The organism is Aerococcus vaginalis (genome assembly GCF_053762225.1).
On the sequence record NZ_JBSMYC010000004.1, the window covers coordinates 45,981 to 72,168 of the forward strand.

Here is a 26,188-nt window from a genome sequence, read left to right on the forward strand (position 1 = left end):
GATAGCTATTAATGATTTGAAGCGCAGCCATGTGAGAATGGTTGTGCTTTTTGAATGCACAAAAAAACCGACCACACAATAGGGTCGGTTAATGAGAAGTTTACAGTGAAGATTATTATTCGTCTTCGCCGTCCTCTTCAGATTTTTCGTTGATTACTTCTGGTTCTTCCTCTTCGAGGTTTTCTTCTTCGTCTTCAGCTGGTTCTTCATCTGGAACGGAGATAGCAAGAACTGTTTCTTCTGGGTCGTCCAAGATTTCAGCATCTTCGATACCGTCGAATGTTAAGTCAGCGATCGTTACGTTGTCACCAATGTGGAAGTCTTTAACGCTAACTTCGATAGTTTCAGGCGCTTTTGCTGGGTCGATACGAAGACGAACTTCCCACATAGAAGTAGAAACGACACCGTCTTCATCAGCCAATTGATCTTCATCAACGACTTGAACAGGTACGTCGATGTCGAGCTTGTCACCAGCTTTAATTGCTTGGAAGCTGATGTTGTAGATGACAGGTTTCAAAGCACTACGTGAGATTTCACGTAAGAATACAGTACGTGTTTCGTCACCTTCGATGTCTAATTTCAATACAGAATTGATCCCGTAGTCACGTTCCAATAATTCAACGTCAGCAGTGGACATTTGAATCATAATTGGGTCGATGTCGCGTGAGTAAACGATACCTGGAACTTGGTCTTCCTTACGAATTTTCTTGGATGCGCTTGTTCCTGCATCTTCACGTTTAGTTGCAGTAAATTTCATTACTTATTAACCTCCTGAATGATAATGATCGCATGGATTACTCAATGATTTCACAAATAAAGAAATAAAAATCCATATTCCTTTTAATTCTATAGAGCAGAGCTTGAAATGTCAACCGCTAGAGCGATACTTAGTGATTGTGTTACAATATATTAATGAGAAAAAAGCACTTTTATTAAGCGAGGAAAGAAGATGCATCAGATATGGGAATGAATGCGGACTATCAACCGCTATATGAACCGGTCACATTACCGAATGGGATCACATTGGAAAATCGTTGGGCGCTCAATCCAATTACAACTAATAGTTCGACGTCTGAGGGTGAGATTACCGAGGAAGATACGGCTTATTTGAGACGACGTGCAGGATCAGCACCGCTTCAGATGACGACGGGTGTTTATATTGAAGACTACGGACAGTTATTCGAATTTGGACCGAGTATTACGACAGACGCTCATATTCCAGGGCTGAAGAAGATGGCGGACGCGATGAAGACAGAAGGCGCGAAAGCGATTATTCAGTTGACGCATGCTGGACGTTTTTCACGCATTGCTTTAAAAGACTTCTATGCGGTGTATGGCCCATCTGAGATGACGCTTCACACACCGATCGAGCATACGGTCATTCCAATGAGTGAACGTAAGATCAAACATGTGATTAAACAGTATGGTGAAGCAACAAGACGCGCAATTCTTGCTGGATTTGATGGCGTTGAAATTTCTAATGCGCAGCGTCTCTTACCGCAGCAATTCTTTTCACCGTTCTCTAACCATCGTGATGATCAGTACGGTGCTAAAACGTTTGAAGATCGTGCACGCTTTGGGATTGAAGTGATGGCTGAAGTGCAACGTGTTGTGAATGAATATGCGGATGATCCTAGCCAGTTCATTATCGGTTTCCGTGGTACGCCAGAAGAGACACGTGGCAGTAATATCGGCTATACAGCAGAAGAATTCAATGAATATGTTGATGAATTATTGAAGGTGTCAGATATCCAATACTACGCGACGGCGAGCTGGGGACATAATATCTATGCACAGAAGTTACGCGCGGGTAAATATGAAGGCCAATTGATGAATCAAGTCATCCACGATCATTTCTCCGATCGTCTGGTCACGATTGCGACAGGTGGCATTAACTCACCAGAAAAAGCACTCGAGGCGCTTCAACATGCGGATATGGCGGGGATGTCTACCGCATTCATTACGGAACCAGACTTTGTATCTAAATTACAGCAGGGCGAGGCGATTGATTTATCGCTTGCGAATAAATCATTAGAAGACTTAGCGATCCCAGACCGTGCCTTCAAGAACCTAGTCGAGATGATGGACATCGGTGAGTCGCTACCTAAAGAAGCGCGCGATCGTTTCCGCCGTCTAACGGAACAAACTAAGGTACAATATTTCAGGGATTATCAATAGGAGGTCCTGTGGATGACAGACATCAGTTTACTCGACTATGCGATGATCGATGAGGGTGAAACACCGGAAGAGGCGTTAGCGCATACTGTTGATCTCGCTAAACATGCGGAACAATGGGGATACAAACGTTTTTGGATTGCGGAGCACCATAATGTGCCAGCATTTGCTTCGTCCAAACCAGAAATTATTATGACAAAAATCGCGAGTGAAACGTCAACGCTCCGCGTAGGCAGCGGCGGTGTGATGTTGCCGCATTATAGTCCGTACAACGTGGCGGAAGAATTTCGATTGATGTCCGGCTTTTTCCCAGGCCGAATTGATCTCGGTATCGGCAATAATCCCGGTACTCGTCCTGTGATGCATGCGATGGAAACTGAAACCGATGATGCTAAAAATCATCATGAACGCGTGCGCAAATTACGTGATAATTTAGCGACAGGTAAGGAAGGCCACTTAGCCGTTAATCCGATGGTAGAAACTACACCAGAAATGTGGCAATTATCGACATCGGTAAATAGTGCCAAACAGTGTGCAGAATTGGGGCTGAGTTATTGTTACGGCTTATTCCCGTATGCACGCCAAGATGCGGTTGAAGTGGGACAGAAAGCAATTAAAACCTATCGCGAAAATTTCCAACCCTCAGGTATTCAATCTGAACCGCACACGATGGCAGGGATCTTTATTTCATCCTCAACAGATCCGAATGAAGTCGATGATGTGGTCAAAACGATTGATGTGTGGTTACTCGGACGAAAGCAGTTTACGCAATTCCGGCAATTCCCATCGATTGAAACGGCAAGAGTAGACCAGATCACGGATGAAGAACAACAAGCGATCAAAGATAACCGTACGCGTATGGCGCACGGTACGATTGACGAAGTTGTCGAACAGCTCAAGGCTATCCAGAAAGAATTAGATGCGGATGAGTGGCTGTTGATGCCGTTAATTCCTGGTCATGAGCGTCGCTTGAAAGTGCTCGAAGCGCTCAGCAAGGCTTTTGACTTAAAGCAAACACATTGACAAGCAATCATGTACTCGATACTATAACTTTTGCATGAAATGACGAATTTTAAAGGAGAGATAACCATGGCAAAACGTGGAAATTACTTATCAATTACTGAACAGAACAATGTCTACACCATCTCAATGACACCTGAATTACAGGATGATTTGGGAACAGTGGGCTACGTTGAATTGACCAAAGAAGATCATATCGATAAAGATGGTGTGATTGCGAATATTGAAGCTTCCAAAACCGTAATGGAAATTCAATCACCAATCAGCGGTAATATCGTTGAACGTCATGAAGCAACTGAAGATGAACCAGCATTATTGAACAGCGCAAACGCTGACGAAAACTGGTTGATTCGTGTCGCTGAAGTTGACGCAGACGAATACAATGCGTTAGAGGACGACGAATAATTCCTTATCGATACTAATGTGAAAGTACTGTAGTTTCACGAGGAAGCTACAGTGCTTTTTCATATCAACAGCATGAAAGGTAGATTTCATGATTACGTATGCCGAACAACAAATATTATATGAATGGCTCAAAACGCAGTCGCCGGCCTATGCAGCAACATTACCGGATGAATTACCAGAGAACGAGACAGACATTGAAGCGTTACTGCATGGCTTAATGAATGTTAGAAAAGCAGGGAACGTGCCAACAGAGATTTTAGCGATCCAAGATGCCTATCTCAGCACATTAAATGAAGATGAGCCGACTGTCACTATCGAGACACTCGAACCTCTCCAACCACAAATGTATCTCTGGCGCGGTGACATCTTACAGCTCGATGTCGATGCGATCGTCAATGCAGCTAATTCACGATTACTTGGCTGTTTCATTCCTAATCACCTTTGTATTGATAATGTGATTCAAACACGCGCAGGGATGCAGATGCGAAACGATTTGGATCGATTAATGTCGGAACGTCCTTATACGAAGGAACCAGTGGGAAAAGTCACGGTGACAGATGGATACAATCTTAAAGCGCGACATGTTTTCCATACAGTTGGTCCGTATATTGAGGATAAAGTCACGCCGATGCGCCGCAATTTATTGAAACAGTGTTATCTTTCCTGTTTAAAGCAGGCGGATGCAATGGGATTAGAGACATTAGCATTCTGCTGCATTTCAACGGGGGAATTCAATTATCCACAACGTGAAGCGGCAACATTAGCTACGGAAATAGTCTCTGAGTATTTGAATGAGACGGGGAGTACACTGAAGGTGATCTTTAACGTCTTTAAATCAGAAGATGAAACGTATTATCGTGAGTTTTTGACAGAAGGGAGTCAATCTCATGACTAAATGGCAAGCAATGATTACGCCAGCAGCGAATGAATCAGAACAATTAATGCATTTAATGAAAGAAGCCGATGCGATCGTTGTTGGCACAGGTGCTGGTATTGCAGCGGCAGATGGTTTTACGTACAGTGGCGAACGCTTCACATCGAATTTCCAAGATTTTATTGATGAAAAAGGATTCTTGGATATGCTTCAAGCTTTTGTCAGCGACGAAGCATATGATTCGTGGGAAGAATATTGGGCGTTCAAGAGCCGTTTCGTCATTCTAAATGGCCTAGAACAGCCGACCGGTGAAGGGCATGTGGCACTCAAAAAGTTACTGAATCATAAGCCTTGGCATATGATTACGACGAATGCGGACAATGGGTTCTATCAAGCGGATTACCCAATGGATCAGGTCTTTTATTATCAAGGAGAGTATCGTTTGATGCAGTGTAGCGCATTCTGTCATCGTTCGACGTACCGCGATGATGCACTGATGTATCAGATGGCCCAGGAGCAAAAAGATATGCGTATTCCGAGTGATTTGATCCCCTATTGTCCCGTCTGTGGCGCGCCACTCGAGATTAATAAACGTGTCTGGGGGCGAGGCATGGTTGAGTCTGATCACTGGATGGTGCAGCGTGCGCGCTATGAACAATTCCTATCAGAACATCGAGAGGGTAAGGTATTGTATCTAGAAATTGGTGTAGGAAATACGACGCCTCAATTCATTCGTTACCCGTTCTGGCAGGCTACACAAGACAATCCAGAAGCGCTGTACGTGATGATGAATGCAAAACATTATCGCGTCAACCCAAAGATTAAAGAACGAACGGTTCGGTTATCGGGGAATATTCATGATAATTTAGTTGGTGCCGAAAAATTGTGGGCACAAGAAATCAAAGAAGGGTCAGCAATATGCTAGCGAATAAGAATATTTTACTTATCATTACAGGTGGTATTGCTGCTTATAAAATGCCGTTACTCGTCCGTTCATTGATTAAGCAGGGAGCGAATGTACGTGTAGCGATGACACCGGAAGCAGAATTGTTTGTAACACCTCAGACGCTGGAAGTACTGACAAAACATGAAGTATTACGCGATGCGACAACAACCGTAACGCTCGATTCGGTACCGCATATTGATTTTGCGGATTGGGCGGACTTGACCATTGTTGCACCAGCTACTGCAAATACGATCGGTAAGTTGGCTAATGGTATCGCTGATCATCAAGCGTTGAGTACGTGGTTGGCACTAGCGACACCGACCATTATTGTGCCAGCGATGAATGGTAATATGTGGGCGAATGCCGCCGTGCAGCGGAATATTGAAACACTCAAAGCAGATGGTCATCTGGTCATTTCACCAGACTATGGCTTCTTAGCAGAGGGTTACGATGGCAGAGGGCGTATGGTACAGCCGGAAGCTTTATTGCATGTGGTGGAAGCTTATGCAGCGATTCAGTCTCTGGAAGAGAACATATCCCTCCGCGGTAAGACGGTTGCGATTAGCATGGGAGGTACCGAAGAAGCGATTGATCCGGTACGGTATATTACAAATCGCTCCTCAGGAAAAATGGGATTGGCGCTTGCCTATACCGCGCAATTGTTAGGTGCCGAAGCTGTGCATGCGGTGGTGACACCAGTAGCCAAGCAGTTACCGACTTTACCGGATATTCATTATCACTATGTCAATGATGCCCGCGAACTTGAGCGCGAAATGCGTCGTTGTAATGAGATAGCGGATATTATCGTCATGGCTGCTGCAGTGAGCGATTATCGTCCAGCCAATGCTTCCGATCAAAAGATTAAGAAGAATCATGATGCTGAACTGGGGATGACGCTAACGTTGGTTGAAAATCCAGATATCTTAAAATCGCTCGATCGCAAGCAATCATTCCTGGTCGGCTTTGCAGCGGAAACAGAACGTGTCATTGAATATGCGAAGAAAAAATTGGCTTCTAAGGATGTTGACCTCATTGTTGCTAATGATGTGAGTGACACATCAGTCGGTTTCGGTAGTGATAACAATGCAATTACATTGGTTACAGAATCAGAGGCACATCGTATTCCAAAACAATCGAAATTTAATATTGCTGCAGAGATTTGGCAGGCAGTTGCTCATCAAGTAAATAAAGATTAACCATACAAAAAACGATCGCTCAGCATGGCAATATCCGTGTTGTTGAGCGATCGTTTTTTTATGTTATGTATTAATATTCATCACCGAGTAAGAAGGTGTGTTCATCTGGAAGTCCCCATGGATCCTCCTTATCGATGTGGTCGTAGTAGAGTGCGCCGTTCAAGTGGTCAATTTCATGTTGAACAACAATTGCAGGGTAGCCTTTGAAACGTTTTTTGTGATGATTACCTTCAATATCATCATAAGTCACCGTGATGCGTGCATAGCGTGGCACGTATCCTGGCACGTCTGAATCAACGGATAGACAGCCTTCACCTTCACGCAAGCAAATTTTTTCAACAGAATGGCTAATGATGCGAGGGTTAACCATCACTTCTTTCAGGACGATTTCTTCATCTGTACTCTCAATATTTGGTACGAGTACAGCGACCATTTGTTTGCCTTGGTCAATCTGTGGTGCAGCGTAACCAACACCTGGACGAATGTCATATTTTTCAGCGAGATCATCTTGCTGACTAATCTCTAAATATTCCATCATATCGTGTGCGAGTTTTTGATCTTCCTCAGACAGTGGGAAAGTTACTTTTTCTGCCTTACCACGTAATACGGGTGCGCCATCTTTTGTAATATCATCGCGTAGAATCATATTGTTATCCTCCTCATTTGTCCTTATTATTCCATGGAATCACCCTTAAAGTCAAAAAAGCTATCACGTTTTTCGATAATCTGATAGAATGAAAGGTAATACTTAGGAGTGAGTCGATGAAGCAAATCATCAAAAAAATGCGACCGTTCGATTTTGTATTTATTGGATTGGTCATTTTATTATCGTTCTTACCAGCAGCGGTTCTCGCTTACCAACTCGGTGATGACGGTGGCAAAGCTGTCGCTGAGGTGAAGATTGACGGTGAAGTCGTTGATCGCTACCCACTAGAGCCAGGGCAATCTGTCGAGAAGAGATATACTCCTGGCAAAGGTAAGTACAATATCATCGAGGTAAAGGACGATCAAATTCGTATCAAGGAAGACAATACGCCAGATCAGATCGGTGTACGCACTGGTTGGATATCACGACCAGGGCAAACGGCGGTTTCGCTCCCACATCATTTCGTTATCGAAGTCAAAGGGGAACGACAATCCGATGATTTGATCCTACCATTACCATAATAAAAAAGTGATTGACTACACCACAATGGCGTAACCAATCACTTTTTTTATTAGTTAATCGTTAACGAACGATTAACGCAATAATCAACGTTACAGCGTAGATTGTCGCAAACAATGCGAAATGTTTGAGCGCTTGTGGGAAAGCGGCAGGCTGTCCAATCAATTGCGCGTATTTTTTATTGATTGCAAGAAATGGAATTAAACCGATGAAGGCGAATAGTGCCCACCATGGCAATAAACCGAAGATAATAAATAGCAACCAGCAGACCCACGCTAACATGCTTAAACTGTGGTAAAGCATATGCGCATTTTTACGTCCGATGTAGTAAACCAGAGTATAGCGTTCGTTTTTAATATCCGTCTCCAAGTCACGCGTATTATTGGCTAACATGATATTAGCGGTGAGCGCGATGAGTGGTAATGACATGAAGATGAGCTGTAAGAGCTCCATCCAGTTCAAATTGATGGTGACAGCGTCCCACGTCCATTCACTAGAGAGGATATATGGATAATTGGCCATATACACAGCGAGATAGAAGATCCCAAATCCCATCGCCGTACTGGACGCAACCTCACCGAACGGCGTACGTGAGATTGGCACCGGACCGAATGTATAGCTGATGCCGATTGCGAATAGGAATGCGCCGATAAACAGCAACATTGGGTCAGTCAAGAAGACCAATAAAATCGAGAAGACAAGGGAAATACCGAGTAAGGTGAAGACGGTTAACACCATGCGACGTTCATCTAATCCTTCGCGTCCGATAACGTTATGGTTATCACGATAATCTTCGTCAAGTGCTTTCTTGAAGTCCATCGTATTATTGATGGCTGTGGTACACATATCGAAGAAGAAGGCAGCGAGGAAGAAGACAATTGCATTCAGCCAACTAAAACGTTGATAGTGATAGGCTGACCAGAGAAAGCCGAGGAGCATCGGGAAAAAACTAATAATTTTTGTACGGATTTCAACAAATTCTAAAAAGATACTGAGTTTACGTTTGAAATCAGTCATAAATACTTCCTTTCTTTAGAGAATAATTGCGAGCAATACAGTCAATAAATACCCAATGGCAAAAATCATAAAACCTTTAATTGATTCTTCGAAAGCTTCAGGTTTTCCTACCAGCTGACTGTATGTTTTCACTGTCTTGAAATAAGGGATGGTGAGAACGAGGGTAATTAATGCCCACCATGGTAACCATCCGAGAATGATGAAGAGTATCCAAGAAATCCAAGGCACAAGACTCAAGAGTTGATAGAGAAAACGTGCGTTTGAACGTCCAATATAGTGAACCAATGTATAACGTTCATTAATCACATCCTGATCAACATCGCGAGTATTATTAGCCAACATGATATTAGCGACAAGTGCAATGAATGGCGTGGCGAGTAGGATAATTTGAAGTATCTTTCCCCATCCGATATGAATCTGCACCATTCCGTTATCCCAGATGCTTGAGAAGAGTGATTGGTAGCGTGTGATATAAACAGCGAAGAAGAAGACACCGAGTCCTTGCGCGAGTCCAGAGGCTACCTCACCGAATGGCGTTCTAGAGATTGGTACGGGACCGTATGTATAGAAAATACCGATAGCGAATACCAAGCTACCGAGTACAGCAAGCATCCAGTCAGTACGTAGTACGAGAATTAAAGATATCAAGATAGCAATAACAACAGCTACGCAGACAAATTTAACCATCTTATTATAGTCTAGATGATATTTGCCGATAACATTCACATTCTGTTGAAAATTAACATCTTTAGCCTTTTGATAATCCATAACGGTATTGATGGCTGTGACACTCATATCAAAAATAATCGCTGGAATGAAAAACAATAGCGCGTTAATCCAATTAAATTCACCGTAATTGTAGTACGTCCACAAAAAACCAATCAGCATCGGAATTAATGTCACCAATGATGTTGGCAATTGGATAAATTCCACAAATATTTTTAGTTTATTTTGTGTCGATTCATTCATTCAATTTTCCTCCTTTCTATCATTACTATGATTCTACCACGTGATATTGCTCATTAGTGATTTCAAGCTTGTCTTTTAGACCATCTGAGAGATAAATGTTTTTTTGATCGTCGATATAGAGTACTTCGAAGCCCTCTTTCTGATTGATAAGGTCAATACCTTTGTCGATACCGAGCGCAAATAGGGCGGTGGAGTAAGCATCACCTTCGAACGAGCTTGGCGCAAACACACTAACACTTGTAATATTTGTTTCGACTGGATAACCCGTTTTTGGATCGAGGATATGATGGTAGGTCTTACCGTCTTCTTCGATGTAACGCTCATAGATTCCCGATGTCACAACCGCGCGATCACCAGCAGACATCACCTTGCCGACCACTTGGTTGCGTTCTTTGGTTGGATCTTGGATACCCACTGCCCAGCCGTCCGGATTGGATGGGTTATCACCGAGTAGGGCGACGTTACCGCCGAGGTTTGCGATGGCGTTTGTCACACCTTTCGATTCGAGAAATTCGATGACTTTGCTACCGATATAACCTTTTGAAATCCCACCGAGTTCGATCTTCATGTTAGGGCGTTTTAAGAAAACGCTGTGGTCCTCTTCATTCAATTCCACATCCTGATAGTTGACGAGTGGTAGGGCAGCTTGAATTTCGTTAGCTTCAGGCACGCGCGCATCATCCTCACCGATACGCCAAAGTTCATTGATAGGGCCGATCGTGATATCAAATAGCCCATCGCTTTCTTCAGCGATTTCTAGTCCGCGCTTAATGATTTCGAACGTATCTGGATGAACGCTGACTGCATGATCTCCAGCTGCTTGATTAATTTGGTAAACATCCGAACCTTCTTTGTTGGTGGTTAGCTGATCTTCGTAACGTTTCATTAAATCGAATGCTTCACTAATAATGTCTTCGGTATCAGGATTAAAAACTTGTAATTGTACCGAAGTATGCAGTACTTCTTGTACTTCACTCACAGGTGTTGTCACTATATCCCCTGAGGTATTCTCATCTTTCGCACAACCAACACCGATCAGTAATACCAAGAGTATAAGTAGACTGTACCATCGTTGTTTATGTTTCATTATTCTGTCCTATCTAAATCATTCATATCAATAAAAAAAGGAGGTGGGCTCGCCACCTCCAAACGTCCAATACGTAAGATTATTCGTTAAATTCGATAACGTCAGTGTTACCCTCTTTAGCAGCGTCAAGTAAAGCTTGTGCTTGTTTCTTGAAGCTTTCAGAAGTGTGGGTAGCACCGGATACAACGTCAACTTGTGCTGGGTCACCAGTTTCAACAAATTGAGAAGTTAACTGTTCAACAGCTTCGTTTGAAGAAGTACCAGATTCGTCTTTCATGTTCTTCTGGTATTCTTCGTCTTCACTCTTCTTGTTGCCGTCTTCGTCGTAAGATTCCATATCTAAGCTGGCAACCTTACCATCTGTAACGGTCATAATCATTTCTGTACGCCAACCGTTGTCACTCATCGGTGTTTCTAATTTGTATTCACCATCTTGAAGTTCAGCATTTGCGTTGTCTGCGGTAGCAGTTTCTTCAGTTGCTGGTTCTTCAGTTGTGTTAGCAGCATCGTCGTTGTTGCTACAAGCAGCCAACGTAATGAAAGAAGTGAATAATAAAGCAGATGAGAGTAAACGTTTCTTCAACATAAGTAATCCTCCTAGAAACCTTTGTGTAAAAATTTATTTGCTAATAGCATTTTACAATAAAAACGGTTGCATGTCTACAGGTTCACATTATTTAATTGTTCTAAAAAATGATTTCCTAACGTTTTGATTATTTCGCGATCTTCTGATCGTCCTGGTAATCGGTCGAGATGTTGATTCGCTTTCTTTAGGAAATTAACAGCGAGTTCAGCGCTTTGTTTAAATCCATCAGCAGCAATAATCGCTTGATCAAGTCGTTTGATATTCTCTGATTGACTGAAATCTAGCTGCAATAACTCTTGATATTCAGCAACGTTATGTTCACGAACGTACAAGAGTGGGGCAGTGTAGAAGCCATTTTGAATATCTTGATGCATCGGTTTACCGTTATTACCACTAGCTGCACGGTAATCAATTAAATCATCGATAATCTGAAACGCCATACCGAAGTTAACACCGACATTAAAGGCCTGTGCGGCTTTTCTAGCGCTGATACCTTCATGGTAGTAACCAACGTATGTGCTTAAACCGAAGAGTACGGCTGTTTTACGTCGGATCTGTTTCAGATATTGATTGAGTGTGAGTTCTTTATTAAAACTATTCGCTAGCTGGCTAATCTCACCATTCAATAACGCATTGGCGGTCCATGAGTAACGATCAGAGAGTTCCTCTTTACTATAGGACTGTCGTACTAAATCAGAAATAGACGTTAATAAATAGTCGCCAGCGTAAATGGCAATGCGATTCGTAGCATAGGTATTTAAGGTTTCAATCCCACGTCTCGTATCCGAACGGTCGATGACATCATCGTGCAGTAATGTTGCTAGATGAAGCAATTCAACCGCTGCAGCTAAGGTATATTTCTGTTCTGGAATTTCACCTTCGTGATAGAGTCTTGAGAAGAGCAATACAAAACCAGAACGCAAATATTTACCGGGCGCATCGATGTAATCGATGATGCGCTGTTTGATTTTAGGATGGCGAATGGCCACGGATTTTTTCATTATCGCGACAACAGTTTCAAGTTCTGATGCCATTGTCGGATCAAATTGCCAGATTGGATGCATGGGATCAATGCCTTTCTAAAGGAATAAATTGTTATTCCTTGCGATATATACTTCGCGGCGTTCCGTACCACCAATGATCGAGTGAGCGTCCGAGGCGAGGTAATAACCAACCGTCAACACCGAGAACGCGACCAGCACCAGCCATCAATGCGAGAGCTGCTGGGATGAACCACATATTTGGCCATACGAACATACCGGATAAACTAAACATTGTTACTAAGATAATAGTAATCCCACTAAAGATCCAAGTAAATAAACCGATAATTAACATTAAACCTAAAACCAATTCAAAGATCGCCATGAAACGTTGCATGAACAATGCCATACCTTGGTTAGGGAGTAAGATTTTCATGATCCACTCGAACCAGCCTGGCATTTCTTGGAGCACTGACATTGGTTCTTCACCAGGGACGTAGTTCAAACCGAATACCTGCGTCACGGTTTCTTCAGCAGCGGCACTGGCACCAGACACAGCATCATTTTGTAACCATTCGAATGGGAAGATAATGTCTGAACCGAACCAGGATTCGCCACCGAAGAGACCGAAACATTTCTTCAACCCTTCAACGAACCACATACCACCGTAGTAGACACGGAGTGGCAAGAGCCAGAGCATGTTTCCGTATGAGGAGAAGAAGCGACCCATCAAGTTTCTGTGGTGACGGATGTGCAAGAATTCTGTCAAGATGTAACGCCATGCGTAGTAGAGACTGCCGATGGTTAAGAAGAACATGATGTTGATCATGTGTTTCATCGCAAGGGCGAAGAATCCACTCATGGAGAACTTGTCAAAGATACGTGCAACACCGTAGTGACCACCGATGGAAACCATGTGACCATCGTATTTACCTTTATAGGCTTCCATTTTTTCGTTGGAAACATCGTTGTAGATATTTTGAGCAGCTGTCTTACCAGTTTGTTCAGCAGCCTGAACAATCTGAGGTACCACCTGACCATCTTTGTCTTCTTCTTCGTAGTAAACCATGTCACCGGAGACAAAGACATTCTTGTGGTCGACAGATTGCATGAATTTGTTTGCGACTAAGCGATGTGCGCGTGCAGATTCAATATTCCAATCAACACCTGTGTTGGCCTGAATACCAGCCGTCCAGATTAAGTTGTATGTTGGAATTTCTTTACCCGAACCGAGCAAGATGTGGTCAACGAAAACTTCTTTAACAGCATCGTTGAGGTGAACTTGAATGTCCTTCTTCTGTAAGTGTTTGAGGGCACGTTTTTGATCTTTTTCGGTCATTGGCGGCAAGATCGTTGGGCCAGCTTCAACGAGGTGAACAGAAACTTCATTGATGTTGATCTTGTTCTGTTTAGCGAGGATTGGCATCCAGTCGATAAATTCACCGACTAATTCAACCCCAGTAAATCCGGCACCACAGACAACGAAGGAAAGCATGCGACGGCGCACTTCTTTATCTGTTTCGTTAGCTGCCTGAGTGAAAGCTTCAATAATACGGTGGCGAATGTTTTCAGCCTCTTCAATAGACCACATGGTTGCCCCGTATTCCTTAACACCAGGAACCCCAAAGTCATTTGGTTCAGCACCTGCTGCGATTAACAAATAGTCGTAAGGGTATTCGCTGTATTCACCTTTAACCGTTTGTTTATGGTAGTCGATGCTAGTTACTTCATCAGTGACGAGGTCAACGTTTTTGTTACGTGCGAATAAATGTTGTAAATCATATTGAATATGGCTTGGTTCAACACGTCCTCCGGCAACCTCGTGCAACTCAGTCATGTAGGTTAAGTAAGAATGACGATCGATGAGGGTAATCTTCGTGTCTTTCTCACGTTTGAACTTTTTGGCTAATTTCTTGGTAGCAGAAACGCCAGAAAAGCCCGCACCTATGACAACAATATTTCTAGTCATATAAATGTGACTCCTTCCCTGAACTAATACTTATATTTTTAAAGTAACATTTTGTGAATTAAAAATCAATAAACGTTTGTAATTTATTCCAAAAAATATGAGATTTGTGGCATAATAGCGATTGCACTTGATAAAAATGATGAAGGAATGACTAAGAATGAGAAATGATACACATTACCGCCTGATCTATGCAGCTATGCTTGCGGCCCAGGCGATGGTTATTGGTGGCGTCGAAGCGATGTTGCCGTCACCATTTGCTGTAGCTCCGGGTGCTAAATTGGGGATTGCGAATCTTGTGACAGTGATTGCCTTATTCATGCTACCTAAGCGTGATGTGCTAGCCATTGTCTTCCTTAGAACTGCTGGTGTCGCATTAATGTTTGGGACATTTTCCAGTTTTGTTTACAGTCTGACGGGAGCATTACTGAGCCTCGTTGCGATGCTCATCGTGAAACAACTGGGACCGCGTTGGGTGAGTGTGATTGGTCTCTCTATTGTCGGGGGGTTCATGCATAATATTGGACAGCTATTAATCGCTGCGTTTATTTCGAAATCTTGGCTGATTTTGAATTATTTACCCGTGCTGACATTGGCTGGTATTGCTGCTGGCTTCTTCGTGGGATTGGTGGGTAATTATTTACTCGTCCGTATGAGTCATCTCTACCAAATTAACTTTCAACAGAAGACGGCCCAGGCGATCGACGATTGGCTATAAAAGGATGATATTGTTCAACGTTGAACATTTAATCGAGATAAGCTAAACTATTCGGGGAATTAAAAATAAAACATTCACATAAATTGTATAATATGTAACAAGATATCAATTTTAGGATATGTGCGATATAGGGAAGTTTAAGTAGAGGAAAACGTCATATGATCGATCAGAGTACGTGACTAGATTATGTATTTTTGTACGGTCGGTCAATACATCGAACTGAAGAGTAGCCAGCAAGCATAGATAGGAGTTTTTTCAAATGAGTAAACGTAAACCAGTTGATGTGAACTATAAGAGCAACGATTTCGCCGATATTTTCCTTAATCGTCAGAGCGTCCGCGAATTCGATGTGAATCAGACGATTGCTCGCGAAGAATTGATGGAGATGCTGGAAGAAACTGCCACAACACCATCAGCATGTAACTTGCAGGCGTGGAAATGCGTCGTTTGCGATAGCGAAGAGCAACGCCAAAAATTGAGAGCATCTGTGCTGCCGTTTAACTGGCGTCATTTCGATTCAGCACCAACGACTGTCTTTATTCTCGGTGATGCATATGCATACAAGGTGTATCGCGAATTGTGGACAGCAGTTTATGAGCGAGGGGATATCTCAAAAGAACGTCTAGAAGAAATCTTCTCGACGTTCCTACCATTATATGAGAATGCTGATCGCTCATTCCTCGAACGTGATGCGACCATTGATGCAGCAATGCTTGCGATGTCGTTACTATTAGTGATTCGAGCACACGGTTATGAAGCCGTACCATGGGCGGGTTACAATCCGGAAGAAATAGTTGAACTACTCGGACAAGATAAAGAACGTTTTGTGCCGGTGATGGCCATTTCGTTAGGTGTTCCTGGTGAGGGTGCGCACGGTACGGATGATTTTGAAAGTGAACGCTATGACATTAATAACTTCACTGAATTTTTAGATTAATTGAGGGTTACAGCCGGTGTTTGAATACACTGGCTTTTTTCATGTTCGTGTCCTTAAAAGAGTTGTTTAAGAGTAAGTTATAAACTATTAATTAACGCAATCATTAACCATAATGAAAATATTTAAAAACTATCATCTGATCGTTAAATTTAGGGTCGCAATATGCCTAATAATAATGTATTCTTGAAGCTTGAGAAAAATGCTGTTAATCATTTCAGTAAGGATAAAAGTCTGATCTACTGAGAGATATGTGATTGCCGATAACCACTTATTGTTTCAATCCCATTAATTATAAAAATGAAAGATTCAGTTAGCACAACAGTGATCTCAAAATGAAATAAGAGATAAAGAGAGTCGGTAGAAATCCGCCATTCTTTTTCAGTGGGAGAGTGATTGTATTGGAAAATGAAGCAGAATTGAAGCGCACGATTGGGTTAATCCCTTCGATTGCAACAGTTGCCGGGACAGTGATTGGAACAGGGGTCTTTTTCAAGGCTGCTGCCGTAACTGAAGCAACTGGCACTATTTCCTTAGCGTTATTTGCTTGGTTTTTGGCGGGGATGATTACTATCTGTGCGGGATTAACAAGTGCAGAACTGGCTGCAATGTTCCCAGAGACGGGTGGAATGATTATCTATATTGGTCGTACATATGGTAACTTCTGGGGATATATGGCCGGTTGGGCGCAAGGGTTTATCTACTTCCCAGCCGTTGTCGCAGCTATCGCGATTGCTTTTGCAACGCAGGTAATTAATCTCTTTGGGTTAGCTGCCACATGGCTTGTTCCTATAGCAATCGGTGTAATTCTGTTTGCGTTGGGACTAAATCTAATTAGTGCAAAAGCTGCAGGGTCGATTACTACCATTACCCTGATTGCAAAACTCGTCCCACTCGCTTTACTGGTTATTTTTGGCTTCTTTCATGATACAGAAGTGACATTTTCGCTATTTCCGATGAGCGCTGCTGGCGATCATAGTACCGTTACCGCATTAAGTAGTGCATTGCTTGCAACGATGTTTGCTTATGAAGGTTGGCTTCATATCGGTAATATCGCAGGAGAAATGAAACAGCCGGCTAAGGATTTACCGCGTGCTATTGTATGGGGGATTGGTATCGTAGTGGCTGTATATATGTTAGTGAACGCTGTGTTCCTCTATGTGCTGCCGATTGATCAAGTCATCGGTAATCTCGGTGTTGCTTCGGATGTTGCGAATGTATTATTCGGTCCAATGGGTAGCAAATTAATTACAATCGGTATCTTGATTTCCGTCTACGGTGGATTGAATGGTTATATTATGACAGGTATTCGTATTCCGTTTACCTTGGCTGAGCGCAAAATGCTACCATTTTGGAAACAAATGTCGAAATTAAATCATGCAGGTGTTCCTTGGTTTTCAGGAATTATTCAGACTGTAGCAGCTATTATGATTGTTATTTCTGGCCAATTTGATGCCATTACAGACATGCTAGTATTTGTTATTTGGTGCTTCTACTGTTTAACGTTTGCAGGTGTGTTTGTCTTACGCAAGAAGTTACCAGAGATGCATCGCCCTTATCGTGTGCCGATGTATCCAGTAGTTCCTATCATTGCATTACTCGGTGGGGGATTTATCGTCATTAGTACTTTCTTCTCTAAACCACTGACAACATTAATTGGATTAGGGATTACCGCTATAGGTGTACCGATTTACTTCTATCTGAAGAAAAAATATGATTTAGAGGATATGCGCGCCTACTAATAATTGAGACATTAGTCGTTTGGAAGTGTTCCAGGCGGCTTTTTTGTTAATAAATAAATTTTTCACAAACGATAAAGATAGATATTAAAAATTAAGATATAATTAAATCGAAACTTCGTAGTTTAATACGAGTCTTGACGTAAGAAAAACGGATGATGTAAAATAACGTTTCCATTGCAATTTTATTGGAATATAAAGTCGCTAAAAGAAAAAAGCATAATGACATAAAATGTTGTTAAAAGAAGCGATTTTATTGCATAGATCTGATGAAATTGTTACTTTGAATGGAGAAGGTGAATATTTTTCATCTTTGTGAATTAATGTGTTGAATACGGTTTCTTTTCATGGTATATTATTCATGAAGCGAAAACTTTATTTAAAGGTAATTATTTTGTATATATACAGAAAGGAATGTGTTAGTTATGGCGAAACAACCTGTTGATTTCGAAGCCCATTTAGCGGCGATCGACAAGGAGTTCCAAATGGTTCGTATTTTGGACGAAGAAGGTCATGTTGTTAATGAAGATATCATGCCTGATCTCTCCGATGACGAATTAGTTGAGTTGATGAAATGGATGGTGCTTTCTCGTACTTTGCACCAACGTTCAATGGCATTTGCCAAGCAGGGACGTTTAGGATTCTACGCACCAACTTACGGTCAGGAAGCATCTCAAATGGCTTCGATTTTTGCTTCTGAAGATGGTGACTGGGTATATCCTGGTTATCGTGACTTACCACAGAACATCTACAAAGGAATGACTTATGCACAAGGTTTCTTATGGTCACGTGGTCACTTCTTAGGTAATGACTATGCTGATGGTGTGACAGCTGTTCCACCTCAAATCATTATCGGTGCACAGTTGATTCAAGCTATGGGGAATGCTGTTGGCTTGAAATTAAAAGGAAGCGACAAAGTAACGTTTACTTACACTGGTGACGGTGGTTCCAGTCAGGGTGACTCTTACGAAGCTTGGAACTGGGCAGGACGTTACAAAGCGCCGATTGTATTCTTCATTCAAAACAATGGTTACGCGATTTCTACTCCTCGTATGAAACAGACTGCTGCTAAGACTTTAGCCCAAAAAGCTGTTGCTGCTGGTATTCCGGGCATTCAGGTAGACGGTAACGATGCTTTAGCTGTTTATGCTGTTGCTAAACAAGCGCGTGAATGGGCTGCTGCAGGAAACGGTCCAGTATTGATCGAAACAATTACCAACCGTTTAGGTGCACATTCTACTCAAGGGGATAATCCTAAGATCTATCGTACGCAGGAAGATATTGATTCATGGACTCAAAAAGAGCCATTGATTCGTATGCGTGCCTTCTTAGAAGAAAAAGGTCTTTGGAATGAAGACATCGAAGAAGAATGGGTTGAAAAATGCACTGAGGAGATCAACAAAGGTATTAAAGAAGCAGAAGCTGCACCTAAACAGAAAGTTTCTGACTTCTTGAAGAATGTTTTTGAAAATCCTGGACAGAACATCAAAGAACAGATTGCAGAATACGAAGCAAGGGAGAGTGAATAGTCATGCCTAAAAAGAAAAAAGGTAACACAATGGTCGAAGCCATTAACATGGCGTTAGATCAAGAATTAGCGAATGACGACAAAGTCTTACTGTTCGGTGAAGACGTTGGGGTTAACGGTGGTGTTTTCCGTGCTTCCCAAGGCTTAAACGCTAAATACGGTGATGAACGTGTTAGTGACTCACCATTATCTGAATCTGGTATCGGTGGTATGGCCATTGGTTTAGCTTTCCAAGGCTTCCGTCCAATTATGGAAATCCAGTTCTTCGGATTCGTATTCGAAGTAATGGACTCTATTGTAGGTCAGATGGCTCGTACGCGTTTCCGTATGGGTGGTAAAGTTGGTTTACCAATCGTTGTTCGTTCACCATTCGGTGGTGGTACGCATACTGCAGAAATGCACGGGGACTCCTTAGAAGGTATGATCGCTCAGGCTCCTGGTATTAAAGTTGTTGTACCATCTAGCCCATACGAAGCTAAAGGTTTGTTGTCTGCAGCAATTCATGACAATGACCCAGTGCTTTTCTTGGAACACTTGAAACTCTACCGTTCTTTCCGTGAAGAAGTTCCAGAAGAACAGTATGAAATCCCATTGAATGAAGCACACGTTGCTCGTGAAGGTAGTGACGTGACGATTGCTGCTTACGGTTACATGGTTCGTGAATCATTGAAAGCAGCTGAAGAACTTGAAAAAGAAGGCATCTCAGCCGAAGTTATTGACTTACGTACAATTTCCCCTGTAGACTACGAAACGTTAGGCAAGTCTATCGAAAAAACTGGTCGTTTCGTAATGGTTCAGGAAGCTCAGCGTCAAGCTGGTGTAGGTAACTCTGTGATTTCTGAAGTTTCTCAACGATTCATCTTGTCATTGAAGTCACCAATTCAGCTTGTTTCTGCACCAGACAGCGTCTTCCCATTCGCATTGGCAGAAGACTACTGGTTGCCAAATGCTGATGACATTATCAAAGCTGTTAAAGAAGCAGAAGACTTCTAGAATAATTACAGACTAGTTAGTTCATTCAACCTATAGAGAAGGAAGGATTTTAAAGAATGGCATTTATTTTCAACTTACCAGACGTCGGCGAAGGTATGGCTGAAGGTGACATCGATACTTGGCACGTCAAAGTTGGCGATGAAGTCAAAGAAGAAGATGTCTTATTAGAAATTCAAAACGATAAATCTGTTGACGAAATCGTATCACCATACAGTGGTAAAGTTACGAAATTGTTTGCAGAAGAAGGAGATACCGTTGAAGTTGGCGAACCATTGATCGAGTTCGATGGTGATGGTTCCGGTGCCGGAGCTGAAACATCTGGTTCAGACGACGCAGCTGCTGAAGAATCTGCTGAGGAAGCACCGGCTGCAGAAGAAGCATCAGAAGCTCCAGCTGAAGTTGGTTCTACTCCTAAAGCTGGCTTGTTAGTTCAAGCAATGCCATCTGTACGTCGTTACGCACGTGAAAAAGGTGTAGACATCAACCAAGTAACTGGTTCAGGTGCAAATGGCCGTATCGAAATGGCTGATATCGATGCATTCAGCGAAAACGGTGGTAACACTGCTGCTGATAGCGTTGCACGTGGTGGCGCAACTCAAGATGGTCCAGCTGATGACGCACCAATGGATGCACCAAAAGCTGAAGAAAAATCAACCTTCAAACCTAAGACAAACAACCATGAAGACCTCGTGGAACACGTTAAAATGTCTGGCTTCCGTAAAGCCATCAGTAAAGGTGTTGCTGCATCTTACGCTGTACCACAAGTTACCTTGTTCAAACAGTTCGATGCATCTAAACTTTATGCACACCGTAAACGCATGAAGGAAATCGCTGCTCAGCACGATACACACTTAACTTTCTTGCCATACGTGGTTAAGGCTTTAGTTGGTGCGATGAAACAACACCCAATGATGAACGCTGTTGTTGACGAGAAGAACAACGAATTCCTCGTTAAACACTACTACAACATTGGTATTGCAACAGACACACCACAAGGTCTATTTGTTCCAGTTATCCAAGATGCTGATAAGAAATCATTGATTCAGATTGCTGACGAAATTGCTGAATTATCTGAAAAAGCACATGCAGGTAAATTAACCTCCGCTGATCAGGCTGACTCAACCATCACAATCTCTAACATTGGTTCTGCACGCGGTGACTTTTTCACCCCAATTTTGAGCGGTAATGATGTCGGAATCTTAGGTTTCGGTTCAATCGTTCAAGAACCAGTTGTTAACGACGAAGGCGAAATCGTTGTTGGTCGCGTTGTTAAATTGTCCCTCACCTTTGACCACCGTATCGTTGACGGTTCAGAAGGTCAGAAGACGTTGAATGACATTGGCCGTTTATTAGGCGACCCAGACTTGTTGTTGCTTGAAGGTTAATGAGAGACGTTTTCGGAAAGGGATGTTTAAATAAATGGTAGTAGGCATTACAGCAATTGAAAAAGACACGATTGTTATCGGTTCAGGTCCTGGTGGATACGTTGCAGCAATCCGTGCTGCTGAAGAAGGACAAGACGTTGCCCTTGTTGAACGTTACGACACACTTGGTGGTGTCTGCTTGAACGTTGGATGTATTCCATCCAAAGCGTTGATCCAAGCAGGTCATGCTTACGAAATGGCTAATGAAAAATCCGCAAAATATGGTATTTCTTCAAAAGCTGAAATCGACTTCAAGAAGACCCAAGAATGGAAAGATAACGAAGTTGTTGCTCACATGACGAGCGGTGTTGAATTCTTGATGAAGAAACACAAAATTGAAGTATTGCACGGCTTGGCATACATTAACAACGACCATGAATTGACTGTTCAACATGAAGAAGACGATGGACACGAACTCTACAAATTCAAGAACTTGATTGTAGCTACTGGTTCTCGTCCGGTTGAAATTCCAGGCTTCAAGTTCAAAGACCGTGTCATTGACTCTACAGGTGCATTGAACTTACCAGAAATTCCAAAACGCTTAGTCGTTATTGGTGGTGGGATCATTGGTTCTGAATTAGGATCTGCTTACGCTAACTTGGGTAGTCAAGTAACGATCTTAGAAGGTACTGAACAAATTCTTCCAATGTTCGAAAAAGACATTGTTAAAACTGCTCAAAAGAGTATGGAAGATAAAGGTATGAAGATTGTTACTGGTGCTATGGCTAAGAAAGCTGATCAAAAAGAAGACAGCGTAACCGTAACGTACGAAGTTGACGGTAAGAGTCACCAAGTAACTGCTGACTACGTATTAGTATCTGTTGGTCGTCGTCCAAACACTGATGACATCGGTTTGGAAGCTGCTGGCGTTGAACTTAGCGATCGTGGATTAGTAAACGTCGATGAACAGGGACGCACTTCTAACAAGCACATCTACGCTATTGGTGATATCGTTCCTGGTCCTGCTTTGGCACATAAAGCATCATACGAAGGTATTGTTGCTGCTGAAGCGATTGCCGGTAAAGCATCTGCTGTTGACTACCGCGCAATGCCATCTGTTGCTTACATTGACCCAGAAATCGCTAAAGTCGGCTTGACTAAGAAAGAAGCTAAAGAACAAGGTATCGACGCACATGATGTGAAATTCCCATTGAGTGCTAATGGTCGTGCCGTAGCGATGGGTGAATCTACAGGCTTCCTTCGTTTAACTGCTACTAAAGATGACAACATCATCATCGGTGGTGAAATGATCGGACCTGACGCTTCTGACGTTATCGCAGAAGTTGGTTTAGCTGTTGAAGGCGGAATGACTGCTGAAGATATCGCATTGACGATTCACGGTCACCCAACCTTGGTTGAAATGATCAAAGATGCTGCTGAAGCATTATTAGGTAAACCAATCAACATCTAATCATCAATCGTAAATGATTAAATAGTAAACGCATCACAGTACATGCTGTGGTGCGTTTTTTATATATTATGTTGTTTAGACCGTTTTCTTTATAAAATAGGGTTTGTGCTTACAGAGAAGTTTCGATAAGATAATTAAGATTGATGTTAACAGTGATGTGAACAGAGGTAAGGAGTTTCAGAATGGAAGTCAAAGCGTATCGAGAGATGGTGAAATCCTGGATGATTTCGCGAGGAAGTGAAATAAGACAGATGATCCAGGGAGGTCATGATCCGATTCATGAGGTAGATACGAAGACAGATCGGACTGATTTGGTAACAAATATTGATAAGGAAACAGAAGAATATTTTCGAAATAAACTAGCCACGACATTTCCAGATGACCAAGTACTCGGAGAAGAGGGACTCGGTGACCCTGTGACATCACTCGATGGACCAGTCTGGATTATTGATCCGATTGATGGCACTTCTAATTTCGTGTTACAGAACAATCATTTTGGTATTATGGTCGCACGTTATATTGATGGTACTGCGGAATTTGGTGCGATCTACGATGTAATGAATGATGATTATTTCGAAGCGGTGCACGGAGAGGGGATGGTTTATCGTAATGGTAAACCGTTTAGTATGCGATTCACAGATCGTGAACTCTCTGAATGCTTGGTTGATGCGAATATTTATATGACCATGGGGAACCGTTTTGATGTTCAAGACTTCGTTAAACAGAGTATGGGCTATCGCGCTTATGGTTCAGCAGCTATAGAGATTTTAGCAGTGCTAAAAGGAGAACTCGGTGCCTATATTAGTCCGACATTGAAACCTTGGGACATTGCAGCAGGTAAAGTGCTACTTGAAGAAGCAGGACTCAAGGTGACAGCGTTTAATGGTGAGCCTATTGATCTTTTGCATCCGGAAACAACCATTATGGCCTATCCAACGGTACATCAAGAATTTGTTGATTTTTACAACGCGCATGCAAAGTAAACGCTTGTGAGAACTTGTAATAGTTTTTTGCGAAATAGCGTGATAAAATAGCAATTGCTTGTATTCACTTTAGTGAAATGAAAATTTATTTGAGGGGGCAATACTGTTCATGCCGACACATGACAACATCCGTAACGTGGCTATTATTGCGCACGTTGACCACGGTAAAACAACCTTAGTTAATCAATTATTAGAAGAATCCGATACGTTAGGTGATCGCGAACAAATTATGGAACGTGCGATGGACTCTAATGCGATCGAACGTGAACGTGGCATTACCATTTTAGCTAAAAACACAGCCGTCAACTATAAGGGGACGCGCATCAACATTTTGGATACACCAGGACACGCCGATTTCGGTGGTGAAGTAGAACGTATCATGAATATGGTCGATGGGGTTGTTCTCGTTGTCGATGCGGCAGAAGGAACGATGCCTCAAACACGTTTTGTATTGCAGAAGGCATTTGAGGCAGGAAAAGTTCCAGTCGTTGTTGTTAACAAGATTGATAAACCTGCTGCTCGTCCATTAGAAGTTGTTGATGAAGTATTAGACTTGTTTATCGAATTGGGCGCGAATGAAGATCAAATTGAATTCCCGGTTGTTTACGCTTCTGCCTTAGCCGGTACATCAAGCTATAAACCAGATCCTGATGAACAGGAAAAAACAATGGATCCAATTTTCGATACGATTTTGGATACGGTGCCTGCACCTAGCCGTGAAATCGAAGAACCTTTACAATTCCAAGTCTACTTACTCGACTATAACGACTATGTGGGACGTATCGGGGTTGGTCGTGTGATCCGCGGTAAGATTAAAGTGGGTGACACTGTCACAGTTAACAAATTAGACGGTTCTACTAAGAATTTCCGTGTGACGAAGTTATATGGTTTCTTAGGTCTGAATCGTATCGAAATCGATGAAGCTGAAGCTGGGGATATTATCGCGATTTCTGGTATGGAAGATATTTTCGTTGGGGAAACAATTACCGCACCAGACCATTTAGATGCTTTACCAGCACTTCATATCGATGAACCAACCTTGCAGATGACATTCTTGACGAATGATTCCCCATTTGCAGGTCAGGATGGCGATAAAGTCACAGCGCGTAAGTTGGAAGATCGTCTAAAATATGAATTACATACAGACGTTTCCTTGCGCGTGGACGATACTGAAGATCCCGATCGTTGGATCGTTTCTGGTCGCGGGGAATTGCACTTATCTGTCTTAATCGAGAACTTGCGTCGTGAAGGTTTCGAATTACAGGTTTCCCGTCCTAAAGTTATTACCAAAGAAATTGATGGCGTGCTCTGCGAACCATTCGAAAGCGTTCAAATTGATACGCCTGATGAATATTCTGGTGCCGTAATTCAATCCTTGAATGAACGTCATGGACAGATGTTAAACATGGAAAACACGGGGCGTGGGACGACGCGCTTGTCTTACGATGTGCCTGCCCGCGGAATGATCGGTTACAACTCTGAATTTATTACGGCAACGCACGGTTACGGTATTTTGAACCACACATTCAAAGATTACCGTCCAATGATTGATGATGAAATCGGTCGCCGTCGTAATGGGTCATTGGTGTCTACTGAAACGGGTAAAACAACCACTTACGGGATTATGCAGGTGGAAGACCGCGGAACTATCTTTGTAGAGCCAGGAACAGAAGTCTACGAAGGGATGGTTGTGGGACAGAACTCTCGTGAAGCGGATATCGATGTTAATATCGTTAAATCTAAGAACTTGACTAACGTTCGTTCTGCAACGAAAGATCAGACCGCAACGATTAAGGCGCCTAAGATTATGAACTTGGAACAGTCATTGGAATTTATGGATGAGGATGAATACTGTGAAATTACACCAGAACATATTCGTGTCCGTAAACAGATTTTGAACAAATCCTTGCGTCTCAAAGAAGCGAAAAAACGCAAAAAACAATAATTAAAATGAAATAAAAGCATTCGATAATTCTGTGTGATACAGATGTTGAATGCTTTTTTTGCGTGTAAAATATGCTAGAATAACGATATTGTCATGTGCAGGTAATCACCTGCAAATTTTTGGGTAG

24 protein-coding genes are annotated in these 26,188 nt (G+C 42.4%); 16 read left to right on the forward strand and 8 right to left on the reverse strand.

What is annotated here, in order from left to right; genetic code table 11:
- Positions 1 to 115 precede the first annotated feature (115 nt).
- The gene (locus ACWOEX_RS05365) at positions 116 to 757 is read right to left on the reverse strand and encodes a 50S ribosomal protein L25 (protein ID WP_455298556.1); all 642 of its coding nucleotides are present in this window, start codon (positions 755 to 757) and stop codon (positions 116 to 118) included.
- 209 nt (positions 758 to 966) lie between these two features.
- Between ACWOEX_RS05365 and ACWOEX_RS05370 the strand changes: the two genes are divergently transcribed.
- The 6 genes from ACWOEX_RS05370 to coaBC all read left to right on the forward strand — a co-directional run bounded on the left by ACWOEX_RS05370 (position 967) and on the right by coaBC (position 6,616).
- Positions 967 to 2,178, forward strand: a complete 1,212-nt coding sequence (locus tag ACWOEX_RS05370) for an NADH-dependent flavin oxidoreductase (RefSeq protein ID WP_455298701.1) — start codon at positions 967 to 969, stop codon at positions 2,176 to 2,178.
- Positions 2,179 to 2,190: 12 nt separating this feature from the next.
- A complete protein-coding gene (locus ACWOEX_RS05375) occupies positions 2,191 to 3,198 on the forward strand; it encodes an LLM class flavin-dependent oxidoreductase (protein WP_455298558.1) in 1,008 nt (335 codons plus the stop codon).
- A 66-nt stretch (positions 3,199 to 3,264) separates the two neighbouring features.
- Positions 3,265 to 3,600: a glycine cleavage system protein H gene (locus tag ACWOEX_RS05380; protein WP_455298560.1), complete on the forward strand. Its 336-nt coding sequence runs from the start codon at positions 3,265 to 3,267 to the stop codon at positions 3,598 to 3,600.
- 88 nt (positions 3,601 to 3,688) lie between these two features.
- Complete coding sequence (locus tag ACWOEX_RS05385) at positions 3,689 to 4,495, forward strand: protein-ADP-ribose hydrolase (protein ID WP_455298562.1); 807 nt, start codon at positions 3,689 to 3,691, stop codon at positions 4,493 to 4,495.
- Positions 4,488 to 5,399: a deacetylase SIR2 gene (locus ACWOEX_RS05390; RefSeq protein WP_455298563.1), complete on the forward strand. Its 912-nt coding sequence runs from the start codon at positions 4,488 to 4,490 to the stop codon at positions 5,397 to 5,399. The genes ACWOEX_RS05385 and ACWOEX_RS05390 overlap by 8 nt, the downstream gene beginning before the upstream one ends.
- Positions 5,393 to 6,616 carry a bifunctional phosphopantothenoylcysteine decarboxylase/phosphopantothenate--cysteine ligase CoaBC gene (gene coaBC / locus ACWOEX_RS05395; RefSeq protein WP_455298564.1) on the forward strand — a complete coding sequence of 408 codons (1,224 nt, stop codon included), beginning with the start codon at positions 5,393 to 5,395 and terminating at the stop codon, positions 6,614 to 6,616. Before ACWOEX_RS05390 ends, coaBC begins: the two co-directional genes overlap by 7 nt.
- Positions 6,617 to 6,686: 70 nt before the next feature.
- On the opposite strand, the gene def is transcribed toward coaBC, so the two are convergent.
- Positions 6,687 to 7,262, reverse strand: a complete 576-nt coding sequence (gene def, locus ACWOEX_RS05400) for a peptide deformylase (protein ID WP_455298565.1) — start codon at positions 7,260 to 7,262, stop codon at positions 6,687 to 6,689.
- 116 nt (positions 7,263 to 7,378) lie between these two features.
- Here def and ACWOEX_RS05405 point away from each other — a divergent pair, with 116 nt between their 5' ends.
- Positions 7,379 to 7,783: a NusG domain II-containing protein gene (locus ACWOEX_RS05405; RefSeq protein ID WP_455298566.1), complete on the forward strand. Its 405-nt coding sequence runs from the start codon at positions 7,379 to 7,381 to the stop codon at positions 7,781 to 7,783.
- A gap of 61 nt (positions 7,784 to 7,844) precedes the next feature.
- Here ACWOEX_RS05405 and ACWOEX_RS05410 read toward each other — a convergent pair whose 3' ends face one another.
- From ACWOEX_RS05410 to ACWOEX_RS05435, 6 genes are all read right to left on the reverse strand, one after another.
- Complete coding sequence (locus tag ACWOEX_RS05410; RefSeq protein WP_455298567.1) at positions 7,845 to 8,798, reverse strand: UbiA family prenyltransferase; 954 nt, start codon at positions 8,796 to 8,798, stop codon at positions 7,845 to 7,847.
- A 15-nt stretch (positions 8,799 to 8,813) separates the two neighbouring features.
- The gene (locus tag ACWOEX_RS05415) at positions 8,814 to 9,767 is read right to left on the reverse strand and encodes a UbiA family prenyltransferase (protein ID WP_455298568.1); all 954 of its coding nucleotides are present in this window, start codon (positions 9,765 to 9,767) and stop codon (positions 8,814 to 8,816) included.
- A gap of 25 nt (positions 9,768 to 9,792) precedes the next feature.
- Entirely contained in the window at positions 9,793 to 10,854 is a 1,062-nt protein-coding gene (locus ACWOEX_RS05420; protein WP_455298569.1) for an FAD:protein FMN transferase, read from the reverse strand.
- A 79-nt stretch (positions 10,855 to 10,933) separates the two neighbouring features.
- A complete protein-coding gene (locus ACWOEX_RS05425) occupies positions 10,934 to 11,440 on the reverse strand; it encodes an FMN-binding protein (RefSeq protein ID WP_455298570.1) in 507 nt (168 codons plus the stop codon).
- A gap of 74 nt (positions 11,441 to 11,514) precedes the next feature.
- The gene (locus ACWOEX_RS05430; protein ID WP_455298571.1) at positions 11,515 to 12,504 is read right to left on the reverse strand and encodes a polyprenyl synthetase family protein; all 990 of its coding nucleotides are present in this window, start codon (positions 12,502 to 12,504) and stop codon (positions 11,515 to 11,517) included.
- A 31-nt stretch (positions 12,505 to 12,535) separates the two neighbouring features.
- Positions 12,536 to 14,389: an FAD-dependent oxidoreductase gene (locus ACWOEX_RS05435; RefSeq protein ID WP_455298572.1), complete on the reverse strand. Its 1,854-nt coding sequence runs from the start codon at positions 14,387 to 14,389 to the stop codon at positions 12,536 to 12,538.
- A 157-nt stretch (positions 14,390 to 14,546) separates the two neighbouring features.
- Here ACWOEX_RS05435 and ACWOEX_RS05440 point away from each other — a divergent pair, with 157 nt between their 5' ends.
- From ACWOEX_RS05440 to typA, 9 genes are all read left to right on the forward strand, one after another.
- Positions 14,547 to 15,104, forward strand: coding sequence for a Gx transporter family protein (locus tag ACWOEX_RS05440; RefSeq protein WP_455298573.1), 558 nt, complete (start codon positions 14,547 to 14,549; stop codon positions 15,102 to 15,104).
- A 259-nt stretch (positions 15,105 to 15,363) separates the two neighbouring features.
- Positions 15,364 to 16,041, forward strand: coding sequence for a nitroreductase family protein (locus ACWOEX_RS05445; RefSeq protein ID WP_455298574.1), 678 nt, complete (start codon positions 15,364 to 15,366; stop codon positions 16,039 to 16,041).
- A 392-nt stretch (positions 16,042 to 16,433) separates the two neighbouring features.
- Positions 16,434 to 17,780 (forward strand): APC family permease, encoded by a 1,347-nt coding sequence (locus tag ACWOEX_RS05450; protein ID WP_455298702.1) that lies wholly within the window; start codon positions 16,434 to 16,436, stop codon positions 17,778 to 17,780.
- Positions 17,781 to 18,202: 422 nt separating this feature from the next.
- Positions 18,203 to 19,306, forward strand: coding sequence for a pyruvate dehydrogenase (acetyl-transferring) E1 component subunit alpha (gene pdhA, locus ACWOEX_RS05455; protein WP_455298575.1), 1,104 nt, complete (start codon positions 18,203 to 18,205; stop codon positions 19,304 to 19,306).
- Between the two features lie 2 nt (positions 19,307 to 19,308).
- Positions 19,309 to 20,298, forward strand: a complete 990-nt coding sequence (locus ACWOEX_RS05460; protein ID WP_455298576.1) for an alpha-ketoacid dehydrogenase subunit beta — start codon at positions 19,309 to 19,311, stop codon at positions 20,296 to 20,298.
- 56 nt (positions 20,299 to 20,354) lie between these two features.
- Positions 20,355 to 21,683 (forward strand): dihydrolipoamide acetyltransferase family protein, encoded by a 1,329-nt coding sequence (locus ACWOEX_RS05465; RefSeq protein ID WP_455298577.1) that lies wholly within the window; start codon positions 20,355 to 20,357, stop codon positions 21,681 to 21,683.
- A 34-nt stretch (positions 21,684 to 21,717) separates the two neighbouring features.
- Entirely contained in the window at positions 21,718 to 23,133 is a 1,416-nt protein-coding gene (lpdA, locus tag ACWOEX_RS05470; protein WP_455298578.1) for a dihydrolipoyl dehydrogenase, read from the forward strand.
- Between the two features lie 182 nt (positions 23,134 to 23,315).
- Complete coding sequence (locus ACWOEX_RS05475; RefSeq protein WP_455298579.1) at positions 23,316 to 24,116, forward strand: inositol monophosphatase family protein; 801 nt, start codon at positions 23,316 to 23,318, stop codon at positions 24,114 to 24,116.
- Between the two features lie 109 nt (positions 24,117 to 24,225).
- Positions 24,226 to 26,061 (forward strand): translational GTPase TypA, encoded by a 1,836-nt coding sequence (typA, locus tag ACWOEX_RS05480; RefSeq protein ID WP_455298580.1) that lies wholly within the window; start codon positions 24,226 to 24,228, stop codon positions 26,059 to 26,061.
- Positions 26,062 to 26,188 lie beyond the last annotated feature (127 nt).